The sequence below is a fragment of the Nocardia flavorosea NBRC 108225 genome (assembly GCF_001613385.1).
In the GTDB taxonomy this organism is placed as follows: domain Bacteria; phylum Actinomycetota; class Actinomycetes; order Mycobacteriales; family Mycobacteriaceae; genus Nocardia; species Nocardia flavorosea.
Genome location: NZ_BDCG01000029.1, coordinates 1 through 12,881 on the forward strand (window position 1 = coordinate 1; position 12,881 = coordinate 12,881).

At 66.7% G+C, this 12,881-nt stretch carries 13 protein-coding genes; 8 read left to right on the plus strand and 5 right to left on the minus strand.

Annotated elements, in window-relative coordinates:
• On the minus strand, window positions 1-291 hold a 291-nt coding region (locus NFL01S_RS32400), incomplete at its 3' end, for a helix-turn-helix domain-containing protein (RefSeq protein WP_157117247.1).
• A 471-nt stretch (window positions 292-762) separates the two neighbouring features.
• Between NFL01S_RS32400 and NFL01S_RS32405 the strand changes: the two genes are divergently transcribed.
• Complete coding sequence (locus NFL01S_RS32405; protein ID WP_245670986.1) at window positions 763-1,098, plus strand: hypothetical protein; 336 nt, start codon at window positions 763-765, stop codon at window positions 1,096-1,098.
• Between the two features lie 466 nt (window positions 1,099-1,564).
• On the opposite strand, the gene NFL01S_RS32410 is transcribed toward NFL01S_RS32405, so the two are convergent.
• Both NFL01S_RS32410 and NFL01S_RS37750 read right to left on the minus strand, forming a co-directional pair.
• A complete protein-coding gene (locus NFL01S_RS32410; RefSeq protein ID WP_245670987.1) occupies window positions 1,565-1,990 on the minus strand; it encodes a type II toxin-antitoxin system VapC family toxin in 426 nt (141 codons plus the stop codon).
• On the minus strand, window positions 1,978-2,202 hold the full coding sequence (locus tag NFL01S_RS37750; RefSeq protein ID WP_084493443.1) for a ribbon-helix-helix domain-containing protein: 225 nt from the start codon (window positions 2,200-2,202) through the stop codon (window positions 1,978-1,980). The genes NFL01S_RS32410 and NFL01S_RS37750 overlap by 13 nt, the downstream gene beginning before the upstream one ends.
• A gap of 342 nt (window positions 2,203-2,544) precedes the next feature.
• On the opposite strand from NFL01S_RS37750, the gene NFL01S_RS32415 reads away from it, so the two are divergent.
• The 5 genes from NFL01S_RS32415 (at window position 2,545) to NFL01S_RS32435 (ending at window position 8,551) form a co-directional block, all read left to right on the plus strand.
• A complete protein-coding gene (locus NFL01S_RS32415; protein ID WP_062980143.1) occupies window positions 2,545-3,573 on the plus strand; it encodes a fused (3R)-hydroxyacyl-ACP dehydratase subunits HadA/HadB in 1,029 nt (342 codons plus the stop codon).
• A 247-nt stretch (window positions 3,574-3,820) separates the two neighbouring features.
• Complete coding sequence (locus tag NFL01S_RS32420) at window positions 3,821-5,353, plus strand: ABC transporter substrate-binding protein (protein WP_062980144.1); 1,533 nt, start codon at window positions 3,821-3,823, stop codon at window positions 5,351-5,353.
• Window positions 5,350-6,279: an ABC transporter permease gene (locus tag NFL01S_RS32425; protein WP_062980208.1), complete on the plus strand. Its 930-nt coding sequence runs from the start codon at window positions 5,350-5,352 to the stop codon at window positions 6,277-6,279. The genes NFL01S_RS32420 and NFL01S_RS32425 overlap by 4 nt, the downstream gene beginning before the upstream one ends.
• Window positions 6,276-7,109 carry an ABC transporter permease gene (locus NFL01S_RS32430; protein ID WP_245670989.1) on the plus strand — a complete coding sequence of 278 codons (834 nt, stop codon included), beginning with the start codon at window positions 6,276-6,278 and terminating at the stop codon, window positions 7,107-7,109. Before NFL01S_RS32425 ends, NFL01S_RS32430 begins: the two co-directional genes overlap by 4 nt.
• A complete protein-coding gene (locus NFL01S_RS32435; protein ID WP_062980145.1) occupies window positions 7,106-8,551 on the plus strand; it encodes an ABC transporter ATP-binding protein in 1,446 nt (481 codons plus the stop codon). Before NFL01S_RS32430 ends, NFL01S_RS32435 begins: the two co-directional genes overlap by 4 nt.
• A 175-nt stretch (window positions 8,552-8,726) precedes the next feature.
• On the opposite strand, the gene NFL01S_RS32440 is transcribed toward NFL01S_RS32435, so the two are convergent.
• Window positions 8,727-9,626, minus strand: a complete 900-nt coding sequence (locus tag NFL01S_RS32440) for an alpha/beta hydrolase (protein ID WP_062980146.1) — start codon at window positions 9,624-9,626, stop codon at window positions 8,727-8,729.
• A 254-nt stretch (window positions 9,627-9,880) separates the two neighbouring features.
• On the opposite strand from NFL01S_RS32440, the gene NFL01S_RS32445 reads away from it, so the two are divergent.
• Window positions 9,881-10,762, plus strand: a complete 882-nt coding sequence (locus NFL01S_RS32445) for an alpha/beta fold hydrolase (RefSeq protein ID WP_062980147.1) — start codon at window positions 9,881-9,883, stop codon at window positions 10,760-10,762.
• Window positions 10,763-10,788: 26 nt separating this feature from the next.
• On the opposite strand, the gene NFL01S_RS32450 is transcribed toward NFL01S_RS32445, so the two are convergent.
• Window positions 10,789-11,394 carry a TetR/AcrR family transcriptional regulator gene (locus NFL01S_RS32450; protein WP_062980148.1) on the minus strand — a complete coding sequence of 202 codons (606 nt, stop codon included), beginning with the start codon at window positions 11,392-11,394 and terminating at the stop codon, window positions 10,789-10,791.
• A gap of 69 nt (window positions 11,395-11,463) precedes the next feature.
• Here NFL01S_RS32450 and NFL01S_RS32455 point away from each other — a divergent pair, with 69 nt between their 5' ends.
• Entirely contained in the window at window positions 11,464-12,864 is a 1,401-nt protein-coding gene (locus tag NFL01S_RS32455) for an MFS transporter (protein WP_084493451.1), read from the plus strand.
• Window positions 12,865-12,881 lie beyond the last annotated feature (17 nt).

Sequence of the window (12,881 nt, forward strand, 5' to 3'; positions counted from 1 at the left end):
ATCCGCGTAGGCGCGCCACCAACCGCCCCCGTTGGTGGACGATGTGCGGATCTCCTGCGCCAGCGCGAGTAGGAGCCGTCGCTCGGTATCGGTGGCCTTGTAGGCGTTCGCGAGCGTGTTCAGCAGCATATCGGTGACCTTGGTGATGCGGCCGTCTTCGAGTCGGCCATAGGTCTGGGGACTCGTCTCGGCGATTCGGGAGGCCGCCGTTGCGGTGAACCCGTTGCGTTCACGAAGTTTTCGCAGCTGGCGGCCCAGAGCGCGCCGCGGAAGGGTGGATCCAGGGGGCATCGCTTCTTACCTTCGCTAATCGGATCGATGGAATATGGATGCGTCCATGGAGAAAAACCATGCTGTCGGCCATGGAAACTCCACGGTAGCTCTGTCGAAGTCGTTGCGGCAGAGATCTACTGAGGACGCACCCGGCGCAGGCCAGCCTCAGAAGTGCTGGGGGACACCGGTTCAACGCCCGGCGCGCCGCGAGCTGGTGGTCCGACATTCACAGTTCGGCTGCTGATGCACTGTCGGACCCTGCGCCGGGTGCATGCCAAGACTATTCCGGAAGCAGAGGATTGACCATGCCTGTCAAAGGATTACGGGGACTTCTTCCATCAGACGCGGCAGCACCGGATCGACTCGCCGCCCGTACGCCGGGAGTGGCCGGCGTTCCGGACGGTCCCGCGGCGATGCTACCGCCGATCGAACGGTTGGAACGTATCGCGTACGCCCTTCGGTGCTGGTGTGCCGAGCCGGGAGGTCCGCGTGGCGATTGCTGAACTTCCCGCCGCGATAGCTCTGATCCGGCGCGATGTGCCGATACCGGCCGTCGATTTGAGCGAGCTGGCGGCGCGGCAGGGGTATCGGCTCGTATTCACTGTTTTCACCGGAGCGGGCCCGTTCGTGACCGCGCTGGCTGTGGCCCGGCACGTGGAGGACTACGCCGCCGAGGCTGTGGTGGTTCCCGGTTTCGAGCATGCGGATGCGGTGCGGCAGTTCGTCACGGACCTTGCGGTGCTGATCACCCCGATGCGGTCGTACCCACGTGGTCACCGCTGGATCGGTGCCGACCGGCCGTGGGAGAGACCAGGGGATGGTTGATCTGGCGCTGGCCCAGTTGGTCCTGGGCCTGGCGGGCCTCACGGTCGCCCTGTGGTGGCCTGAATAGCTCCTGTGCGCCCCGGCCATGGACGTTGCGGTGGCGAGTCCGAGAGTCCGTGGTCGGGATCGCGGTGTCCTGCGTGAGCGTCGGTCCCAGTAGTCGGACACCGACGGAGGCCGAGGCCCGGCCATGGTGGCGCTGCACGGGAGTGCGACCTGTGCTAGTTATGCTCGAAGCGGACAGGATTGCTGCTTTGCGCGAAACAGCCGCCATGATCACTCGATTGTTCGCCGCCGAAGCTGCGCTTTCCCGCACCGGTTCCTCGACTCCGGTGGATCTGGGTGGGATTGCATGGCTATCGGAGTTCGACAGCGATGACCGACGAGTCCGATTTTTGTGGCGGTCGACGTTCCGCGAGAGAGCGACACGCCGCCTGACATTGCGGATACCCGACCCAGGTAGATATCACGGAAGCAACTGGAAGGCCGCCGTATGACGCGGCCGGACCGCGCCGAAGTGTCGCCGATCGACCGTGGCAATATGCTCGATACCCAGTCGCTCGGCCGCGGCAACTACTGAGGCGTCAGCCGTCCCCAGCGGCCAGTCGCGGTATCGGGCGACAAGCTCGGCGATGCGCAACCAGTCCTTGGGGTGTACCGGTTCCACCTCGAACAGGCCCTCGGCGAAATCGCCGAGAAAGCGCACCTCCGCTTCAGAACCGAGGCGGGTACCGATGAGGTAGGCCGCCTCGGTGATCACCAGCGTGGGGACGACCAATGGTCCGCGATGGTTCTGGAGCAACTCCAGGCAGCTGCGGTGATGTGCGTCGTCCGCATCGACGTAGGCATACAGTGGACCTGCGTCGACCATGAGCCGGGCTATCGGTCCCACTCCCCGCGTAAGATCTCCTCTACTCGCTCGGAGATATCCGACCGTCCACTACGGCCGGCGCCGGCCGCGCCGAACCTTCTTGCTCCAGCGTTCGGCAGGTGTGCTGCTAGTGCTTCCCGTGTCCAGTCGGAAACCGTCATATCCCGCCGAGCCGCTTCGTGGCGTATTCGGCCGTCCAGGTCATCTGGAAGTTTGATGGTCGTCCGCTTCATGGTATGCCAGCATACCCTTGAGTGTCGGCTCTGAGCCAGTGCCGCGGCCCGCGCACAAAAGTGAGTCGCCAGTGGTCGATCTTCGGAGGGGCGCCGTGCCGTCGGTGGTTACGGCCGGTCGAAGCGGCCGGACTCCGCGGCGGAAAGGAACGCGACCCACGCAATATCGGTGACATGATCCGGACGAACCGGATCGGAACCGCAACATCAGTACAGAAACGAGGCGTGATCAGCGTCTTCTGCCCGCAGGACATATCGTGTGCGAGGGTTGATCGCTATGCATGTGGTTCTACGGCGGTCGGCGACGAGCGCCGGAGGAATCCTGGAACGAGGAGAGCCTTGGTGGAAACAGCGTTGGATACCGCTGGTCTCGTGGGGTACCGCTATCGCGTACCCGACTACTACGAGGTGGGGCGGGAGAAGATTCGCGAATACGCACGGGCCGTCCAGGATCACCATCCGGCGCATTGGAGCGAGGATGCGGCGTGGGCGCTCGGGCACAGTGAACTGGTCGCGCCGACCACCTTCGTCTCGATCGCCGCGATGCTCGCCAACCGCAGGCTTTTCCAGGAGATCATCACCGGCTACGACGTATTCGTCCAGACCGATCAGGTCTTCGAATTGCATAAGCCGTTGCTCACCGGCGACCGGTTGACCGGCGATGTCGAACTCTCCTCGGTGCGCACCATAGCGGGCAAAGACCTGCTCACCGTTACCAATACCTTCACCGATCAATCCGGCGACGTCGTGCACATCATGCATACGACGGTGGTCGGCGTCGCCGGAGAAGAGGTGGACGTGGGTATCGGCGCCGCGATCGAGCGCGTGCTCATGCACGGTCTCGAGAGGTCGCCGTCCACATCGGCGACGCTTGACGGGGTGGACGGGCATCCGGTTCCGGACGGCGGACTGCGACTTTCCACGGTTTCTCGCACACGTGCTCCGCGCACCACACTCCGGTTCGAGGACGTCGCGGCCGGTGACGAACTCGCCCCGCGAACCGTGCGGCTGACGCGGGGAGATCTGGTGAATTACGCAGGGGTATCGGGTGACGCGAACCCGATTCATTGGCACGACGACATCGCCGCGCTCGCGGGCCTGCCGGATGTGATCGCCCACGGCATGCTCACGATGGGGCTGGGGGCAGGATTCGTCACCGAGTGGCTCGGCGACCCAGGTGCGATCATCAGGTACAAGGTACGGCTGTCGAACTACACGGTCGTCCAATCCGGTTCTACGGGCAGTCTCGAGTTCACCGGCCGAATCAAATCGGTCGACCCCGCGACCAGGAGCGCCGTCGTCGTCATCGTCGCGAAATCCGCGGGCCGCAAGATCTTCGGCCTCGCCACCGCGGACGTCCGTCTCTCATAGTCCACCGGACTGCAGGCCCGAATCCGAATCCGGGCCCGGATCCGAGGCGGGCCGTCGGTGATGGGTCACGGGGTCACCCGGACCGTACGGGCAGCGCACCCAGCAGCAAGGTCGGACTCGACCTCGATCCCGCGACCGCCGCCGCGGTATCGGTTGCTGGAAGCACTGCTGCGCGGGCGGTGGTTGCGGTAATCTCATTCCGGGTTAGCGCAGGCTAACCTTGTATCGGGCTGGATGAGGTCGAGCTGTGGAACTGAATAGGCGTCGTATCTTCAAGGTCGGCCTGGGTCTGGGTGCGGTGGTGCTGGTTGCCGGGTGCGGTGACGGTTCGTCACCTTCCGAGGGGACCGACGGCCCGCCACAGCGAGGGGGAACGCTGCGGGTCGGTGCGATCGGTAAATCGTCGAAGATCGAGCGTGACCCGCATCAGACATTGAGCAACGAGAGTGATTTCCTGATCGCCTCGCTCGTCTACGATGCGCTGACCGTTCCCGGCGCGGATCCCAATGTGGCTCCGCGGCTGGCGTCGGCATGGGAAGCCGATGCGCAGCAGCGGAGATGGACCTTCACGATCGCGGAGGGGGCGCGGTTCCACGACGGCCGCCCCGTGACCTCCGACGATGTCGTCTGGTCGCTGCGCCGGCTACGGGAGATCGCGGGCGAAACCAAGGTACCCGTACCGTCCCGCGACGCTATCCAGCCCGCCGGTGCGAACGCGGTGGTATTGACCTGTGCGGCACCGAACAGCCAGTTACCACTGCTGCTGCGGATGATGACGTTCGTGGTACCCGCGGGGACCACCGATTTCACCGCGGCCGTGGGCACCGGACCGTTCCGGCTGGAGTCTTACGACAACGGCAACGCACGCCTGGTGCGCAACGAGAACTGGTATCGGGAAGCCCCGTTGCTGGACGCCATCGAGGTCACGCTGTTCGAAAGCCCCGAATCGATGGCCAACGCGATCATGGCGGGCCAGATCGATCTCGCCTCCAGTGTGGGCGCGGTGGCCGGGCGGACGGCGGAAACTCGGGACGATCTGGAGGTCATCCGTCGTCCGGACGATGTCGCGGTGGCGATCGCGATGCGCACCTCCGACGGACCGTTCGCCGACCCCCGGGTGCGGGAGGCGTTGCGGCTCGCGGTGGATCGCGAAGCGATGGTGGCGCAGGTGCTGTCGGGGTACGGCAACGTGGCCAACGATATCCTCGGCACCGCCGACCCCGAATACGATACGTCGATCCCGCAGCGCGAACGCGACCTCGACCGCGCCCGGGCCCTGCTCGCCGACGCGAAATTCGATACCGCGAAGACGTATCGCCTGCTGACGAAACAGGAAGCGGTGGGCGAGGTCGAATCGGCGAAGGTTTTCGCGAGTCAGGCCGCCGAGATCGGGCTGAAGATCGAGGTCGTCGTCCAGGAGTCGAATGCCTTCTACGACGAGACCTGGCTGACGGCGCCGTTGTACACGGTGAACTGGGGCACCAACGATTCGGTGGTCTTCTTCGCCAGCAAGGTCATGTATTCGCGGACGAAATGGAACGAGACCGGCTTCCGCGACGCCGCGTTCGACAAGGCCTACACCGAGGCCCTCGCCGCACCGCCCGGCGCGGAGTACAGCGCCGCCTGCCGGAAGATCCAGCGGATCCAGCACGATCACGGCGGATACCTCGTGTGGGGGATGGCCGACGGGATCGATATCGCTGCCCGGTCCTTGCACGGCCTGCCGACACTGGGCGGATACGGTCGCGTGCAGCTCGAGCGGGCGTGGTTATCGCGTTGACCGTATTCGCCGTGACGGTGGCGCGTCGCATCGGACTGCTGATCGCCCTGCTCGCAGTGGTGTTCGTGGTCGTCGACCTGCTGCCCGGTAACGCGGCCCGGGCCGTGCTGGGGCGGGATGCGAGCGCGGAACGGGTCGCGGCCAAGGAGCACGAACTCGGCCTGGACCGGCCGCTACCGGCCCGCTTCTGGGAGTGGTTCAGTGGCGCGATCACGGGTGATTTCGGGACCACCGCGCGCGGGCAGCCGGTGAACGAGCTGCTGGCGGACAAGTTCCCGCAAACACTGCTGCTGGCTTCCCTCGCCCTGCTTGTCACGGTGACGGTCGCGCTGTTGCTGGGACTGTGGTGGGCTGCCCGGCCCGCCGGACGCTCCGCGCGGGTATTGCAGCCCGGTTCGGCCTTCGTGATCGCGGTCCCCGAATTCGTCATCGCGACCTTGCTCGTTCTCGTCTTCTCCCTATGGCTGGGCTGGTTGCCTGCGGTGACCTTCACGGACCGGTCCGGCTACCCGGCCGGTGTCGAAATGCTGATCCTGCCGGTGCTGGCCCTGGCGATACCGCAAGTGGGCTGGAACCTCCGGGTCGTCCGAGGCGCGGTGACCGATGCCGCCGCCGCGCCGCATGTGGAAAGCGCGGTCTTGAACGGTCTTCCGGAGAGGACGGTGCTGCTGCGTCATATCCTGCCGTTCGCGTGGCCGACCATCGCGATGTCGTTCGCCACCTCCGTCGGCACCCTGTTCGGCGGGGCGCTGGTCGTGGAGACGATCTTCAACTATCCGGGTATGGGCGCCGTGGTCGCCGGTTCCGTGTCGGATCGCGATACCGCGCTGGTCGCGGCCGTCGTTGCCGTCACCGGGACGACGATCATGGGCGTTCTGCTCGTGGCCGATGCCGTGCGGGCCTGGTCGAACCGAGGCCGCCCGTGACCCTGCCGATCACCGCTCGCCGGCTCCGGCCCGCCACCGCATACCTGCGGCTCGGGTTGCCCGCGCTGACCGCCGTCGTGGTGCTGGTCGTCGCGATACTCGGGCCGATGCTCGCGCCCCGCGCCGTCGACCATCCGGTCGGGATAACCTTCGCGGAACCGAGCGGGGAGGCGTGGCTGGGCGGTGACCGGCTCGGCCACGACGTATTCAGCCAGCTACTGCACGGCGGATGGGGACTGTTGCTGGTCGCCGTGATCATCGCGCTGCTGGTGACCGGATGCGCGGCGGTGCTCGGTTCTGTCGCCGCACTGTATCCGCGGGTGGGTGCGTGGATCGAACGGGCCGCGGACCTGGGCATGCTCCTACCGCCGGTGCTCGCGATGCTGCTGTTCATGCTTTCCTGGCCGGAATCCGGTGCGGTAGGTCTCGTGATCATCTGCGTTGTCGCCGGAACGCCGTATACCGCGCGTGTTTTCGCGGCCGCGGCCACCGGGGTGGCGGCCTCCGGTTTCATCGAGGCGGCTCGGGGCCGCGGGGAGGGCCCGGCGTATCTCGTGGTCCGGGAATTGCTGCCGAACCTGCGCGAAACACTGCTCACCCAGCTGGGTCTGCGTTTCGTGGAGGCGATGTATCTGGTGAGCACTGCCGCGTTTCTGCAGTTGCCGACCACGCTCGGCGATGCGAACTGGGCGGTCATGGTCCGCGAGAACGCCTCCGGAATCCTGCTCAATCCGGCCGCCGTCTTGGCCCCGAGCCTGGCCATCGGATTACTCGCGGTGAGCGTGAACAGTGCCGTAGCGGCCTTCGGGCGGGGGAGGCGCAGCGTATGACCACGGGTGTTGTGGTCGAGGAACTCTCGATCCGTGCACGTACCGGCGCCGAACTACTGGTGCCCACGTCGTTCCGGGTGGAGCCGGGCACGATCACGGCGATCACCGGACCGTCCGGCGCCGGGAAAACGACCCTGATGCGGGCTGTGCTCGGTCATCTGGCCGCGGGCACCATACGGGTGAGTGGTTCGGTTCATATCAGCGGACAGGACATCTTCGCCCTTGACCGTGCGGCGTTGCAAACCTTCCGTCGTGAGCACCTGGCCTATGTCGGCCAGGATCCGGGCGCCGCGCTGAACCCGGCCATGCGTATCCGTGCACTCCTCGCCGAGGCAGCGGGGCGGTCTGCTCCCGCCGAACCAGCCGCGGCGCTCGAACGGGTCGGGTTGCCGCAACATATGCTGCGCAGCCGGCCCGGGGAACTGTCCGGCGGCGAACAGCGCCGGGTGGCGCTCGCCTCGGCGCTCGTCCGCGGAGTCGCCGTGCTCGTCGTCGACGAACCGCTCGCCGGACTGCACGAACAACTGCGCAACGATATCGCGGCCCTGCTGCGATCGCTGGCCGCCGAGGAGAAGGTCGCCGTACTGGTATCCGGCCACGACACCGCGACCCTGCATCGGCTCGCCGACGAGGTGATCTGTCTGGGCGAGCCCCGGGCGGCGTTGCTCAGCCGGCTGCCGGCAACCGCGGTCCCAGGCCCGGTCGTGGATGAGGTCGCGCTGCGTGCTGAGGCCATAGCCGCGCGCGCGGGCAGCCGCCTCCTGCTGGAATCGGTCGACCTCACCGTCGGCGCAGGCGAATCGGTCGCGGTGGTCGGACCATCGGGGGCCGGAAAGACAACAATGGCGCGGGTACTCGCGGGCCTTCATCCCCAGGCGTCGGGGCGCCTCGAGGTGAACGGCCGCCGATTGGGGGTCGGAGCCGCCCGCCGTTCCCGCCGTGACCGCCGGCGTATCCAGCTCATACCCCAGAACCCACTGTCCACACTGAACCCGAAACACACTGTGTTACAGACGCTGTCCCGTCCATTGCGGCTGAGCGGAACGCGGTCGCGCGAGGTGGCCGGCCGCGCGGCAGCACTGCTGCAGCAGGTGGAACTGGACCCCGCGACGCTGCACCGCTACCCGGACGAGCTGTCGGGCGGCCAGCGGCAACGGGTGGCGATCGCCCGGGCGCTGGCCGCCGCGCCCGAGGTACTGATCTGCGACGAGATCACCTCCGCCCTCGACGCCGATACAGCCGCCGCGATCATGGGGGTGATCGACCGTACCCGCGCCGACCGCGGGATCAGTGTTCTCGTGATCAGCCACGATATGTCGGTGGTGGCCGGACACTGTCACCGGATATTCGTCCTCGCCGGCGGCCGGGTGGTGGAAGCCGGTGATACCGCTGCCGTACTCGCCGAGCCCAGCACTCCCCAGACGCGGGCCCTGCTGGCCTGAGCCAGAGCAGATCCCGGTGTTCCAGGACGGAGCAGGTAAGCGGTGTCGACGTGATACACCCTCGGGGCCCGGCAAGCGGAAACCCCGGGTGACTTCGCAACCGTCCCCTCACCGCAGCGTGACCGGCTCCTTTCCGGGGCGCTGGAGTGGTATCGGCGCTGAGCGCGAGCTGGGTTCAGGCGAGGCGGTCGAGGAGGGCAGCCAGTTCACGGGCCCGGAGGACGACACCGGCGTGGCCGGCGTCCAAGGTATGCACGTCGAACGGATTGCCGGGCGTGAGGCGGTCGGCGTCGGCGATCATCTTCGTGACCAGGGCGGGGGAGAGGACGTTGTCCTGGGCGAGACGGATGTAGCTGCGGGGTACGCGGCCCCAGGTCTCGGGCTGGACGCGGGTATCGGCGAACTGGGTGCGGGCGCCGTCCTCGTGCTGCATACCGAAATTCAGAATGGCCAGGGTCTGCTCCAGGGTGGCCTCGGGCATGTTGAGCATCCGGAAATCTTCGAGCGCTTCGATATCGGCCGACCGCAAGTTGAACCTGATGATGCCCGGCGGAACCGCCTCCAACCCGAGGAACAGCGAATGGTCCGGGTTCGCGGCCGGGATATCCTCGGCTGCTTCGGGAGTCTGCGCCAAGGCCATGGCGCTGGGGGCTTCCGGCGTGGAAGGGCAGAACGCGGAGAGGTAGACCAGCCGGTGGATCGCCTCGGGGATCTTGTTGGCGACCATACCGATCGTGACCCCGCCGAGGCTGTGCCCGATCAGGACCACCGGGCCGTGCCGCTGCACCTGCTGCACCACGTCGACCACATGGGCAACATTGTCCTCCACCGTTATTCCGGCCAATGGTGAATCCGCGGCGGTGAATGCGGCGAGGTCCTGCGGCGCCTGATACGACAGCGGAAACGGTGCGTCCAAGCCGTGGCCGGGGAGGTCGACCGCCAGACTCCGGTGGCCGAGCAGGGCCAGTTCGCGGACCACGGGTGTCCAATAGAAGCTGTTGCAGGTCAGGCCGTGCACGAAAACGAATGTCGGTGCGGCGGTGGCGGTTTCCGAACATCGTGCGGTCTCGGGCACGTATCCCCCAGAGTGAGAAGCGGTAGACAACGGATTCTTACCCGTCCGGAACCTCCGTCAACCCTTCACTGCTTCGGCTGCCCGCCCCGACACAGTGCGACCCACTCTTGTTGCTCGATTCGAGGCTGCTATTCGTCGGTCGCAACGTGCATGTCCGGTCGGACTGGTTCGTCGAACTAGCGTCGACATGCTTCCATTTGTAGTATGTATGCTACGAGCAGCAATAGTTGTTCGTAGATCGATAGGGGATAACCATGCCGAAGATCGGACGATTCACCAGCGACGAAGCGAAGGTCGAATACCTGCGCGTCTACGACGCCTTGGCGCAGCGGTGGCCGGTTCCCTCGACGGTCCTCGACATCGAAACGTCGTTCGGGACGACGCGTGTGCGCAAATCCGGAACCGGCGAAGGGGAACCGGTATTTCTGCTTCCCGGCATCATGGGCAACGGCTTGGTGTGGCACCGGTTCATCGAGGACTTCGCCCGGGACCGGGTGGTGTACACGCCGGATATCATCGGCTGGCCGGGCCGCTGTGTGCAGACCGCACCTGTGCGGGACGGTGCCGATGTGGCGAAGTGGGTGGTCGAGACACTCGACGGACTCGGCGAGGACCGAGTTCACCTGGCCGGAAATTCTCTCGGCGCGTGGCTGTCCGCCATGGTCGGCGTCCACTACTCCGATCGCTTGTCGAGTCTCACCATGTTCGAGCCCGGCGGCGCAACCTTCGCCAGGCCGAAGTGGAGTCTGTTGGTCAAGTTTCTCCTCGCCGGTATGCGCCCGACTCCCGAACGTATGCGCAAGCTCAACGCCTGGCTCACGCCTCGGGTGGAGTACACCGACGAGGAATTCGCGATGGTGATGGCGAGCTTGAAGTTCCGGACCGGGATGCCGTGGGATCGGTTGCTCACCGACGCGGAACTGGCGGCCATCGCCGTCCCGGTGCTGGTGCTGTTCGGCGCCGAAACGGTGGTCAACGATCCTGACATCGGGGCGGCTCGCGCCCGGAAGCAGATCCCGTCGGTCGATGTGGAGATCTATCCGAAAATCGGCCACGACCTGCTGTGGGCGAACCAGGAGGTGGTGATCCCCCGGTTCCTGGAATTCGCCGATAAGCACGATCGGTTCCGGAGGTGACCGTCACGGAGTACGGCGATGCCGGGTCAGGTGGTGGGGAAGAGCTGGTCGAGGTGGTAGCGCACGAGTTCGGTGGCGGCGGCGGTGGTGTGCTGGCCGGCGAGTAGGCCGGTGCCGAGGCCGTTGGCCAAGGCGACCAGCCGGGCGGCTTCCTGTCGGGGGTCGAGGCCGGGGACGAGCTCGCCGTGGTCGGCGGCGCGGATGAGAGCGTCGGTGAGTTGTTGCTGGAGGCGGCCGATTCCGGCGGCGAAATCGGGGGTGGCCAGCTCCGGGTCGGTGAGGGCGAGCATGGCGTAGGAGGTGCCGACCAGGTGGAAGGCGCGGCTGGGTTCGTCGGTCGGCAGGGCCTCGGTGAGGAAGGCTTCGACGAACGCGCGCGGCGGGACCGGGTCCGGCAGGCCGGCGAGTCGTTCGGCCCAGCGGCGATGGGATTGTTGTTCCAGGTGGTGCAGGGCGCCGGTCAGGAGTCCGGATTTGGTGTGGAAGTAGTACTGCACCAGGCGAAGTGAGACCCCGGCTTCGGTGGCGACCGAGCGCATGGTGGCCGCGTGCAGGCCGTCGCGGGCGGCGACCCGGACGAGCGCGTCGGCGATCTGCGCGCGGCGGGCGGTGTGGTCGGCGGTTCTGGGCACCGGGTTCTCCTGCTCTCCAGAAGTTGATACATTCGTATACGGTACATATGTATCATAATGGAGGTAGGTATGCGGGTCGGCCAGGATCGTGCGGTACCCGGTATCCCCGATTCGGTGCGGGGAGCCGCGGTGCTGACCGTTGTGTGCGCGGCGCAGTTCATGGTGGTGCTCGATATCTCGGTGGTGAACGTGGCACTGCCGTCGATCCGCACCTCGCTCGGGTTGAGTGACGTCGCGCTGGGCTGGGTCGTCAACGCGTATGCACTGGTATTCGCGGGTCTGCTGCTACTGGGTGGACGGCTGGCCGATCTGTTCGGGCGCCGGCGCATGCTGCTGGCCGGTCTCGGCGCGTTCGCTGCGGCGAGCCTGGCGGGTGGGCTGGCGGATTCGGGGGCGTGGCTCATCGGTGCGCGCGCGGTGCAAGGCCTGGGCGCGGCGGTAACGGCGCCGGTAACACTGGCGATTCTGACCGCGACCTTCGCGGAAGGGCGGGCCCGGACCCGGACGCTGGCAGTGTGGACCGCACTCGGTCTGGCGGGCGGTACCGCAGGCAATCTGCTCGGTGGCGTACTGACCGAATGGGGGACGTGGCGATCGACCTTACTGATCAATGTGCCGATCGCGCTGGCCGCGATCATCGTCGCGGGGCGGGTGATCGCCGTGGACCGCCCCGTGGCGCCGCCCCGGCTGGATATCGCGGGGGCGGTGCTGGTCACCGGCGGGCTCGTAGCCCTCGCGTACGGCATCGGCGAAGCCGCCACCCACGGCTGGGCCGCGGCCCCGGCAGTGGCCGGGATCGGTGTGGGTGCGCTGTTGTCGATGGCGTTCCTTCTGGTGGAGGCCGGATACGCGGTATCGCCGCTGATTCCGGTGCGGCTATGGCGGATCCGGTCAGTGGTCGCGGGCAACGTACTACTGCTCCTGGCAGGTGCCTGTTTGAATCCGATGTGGTTCCTCCTCACCCTGTCGATGCAGGCGGGACTCGGCTACGGTCCGCTGCAGACCGGTCTCGCGTTCCTGCCGCATACCGTGGTCGCGATCGTGATCGGCGTGTGGGTCACACCGTGGCTGATGCGTCGTGTCGAGGGGCGGGCGCTGATCGCGCTGGGCGCTCTCATGGCCGCTGCCGGGTTCGTGTGGCAGGCGCAGCTGACTCCGGACAGCGCCTATATCGTCGGGATACTGGGCCCGGCAGTCGTTTTCAGCGTCGGTGCCGGACTGCTGAACACTCCTGTCACGGCTGCGGTGATGTCGGGCGTCGCCCAGGGGGATGCCGGTGCGGCGGCCGGGTTGATGAACACGTCCAAACAGATCGGGGCCGCCCTCGGTCTGGCCGTGCTGATCACGGTGGCCACACCGGGCACCCTCGCCGGCTACAACCACGCCTTCGTGGCGATTGCGGCGGTCATGGTGGTCGTCGCGGCGGCTGCGGCATTACTCCCCGCTGCGCGTGACAGCCGTACTCGGTGATGCGGTGGGGGCCCCAC

Bases quoted from the DNA above. Each gene is read 5' to 3' on its own strand.
- NFL01S_RS37750 (WP_084493443.1), bottom strand. From the start codon at position 2,202: ATGAAGCGGACGACCATCAAACTTCCAGATGACCTGGACGGCCGAATA.
- NFL01S_RS32435 (WP_062980145.1), top strand. From the start codon at position 7,106: ATGACCACGGGTGTTGTGGTCGAGGAACTCTCGATCCGTGCACGTACC.
- NFL01S_RS32445 (WP_062980147.1), top strand. From the start codon at position 9,881: ATGCCGAAGATCGGACGATTCACCAGCGACGAAGCGAAGGTCGAATAC.
- NFL01S_RS32455 (WP_084493451.1), top strand. From the start codon at position 11,464: ATGCGGGTCGGCCAGGATCGTGCGGTACCCGGTATCCCCGATTCGGTG.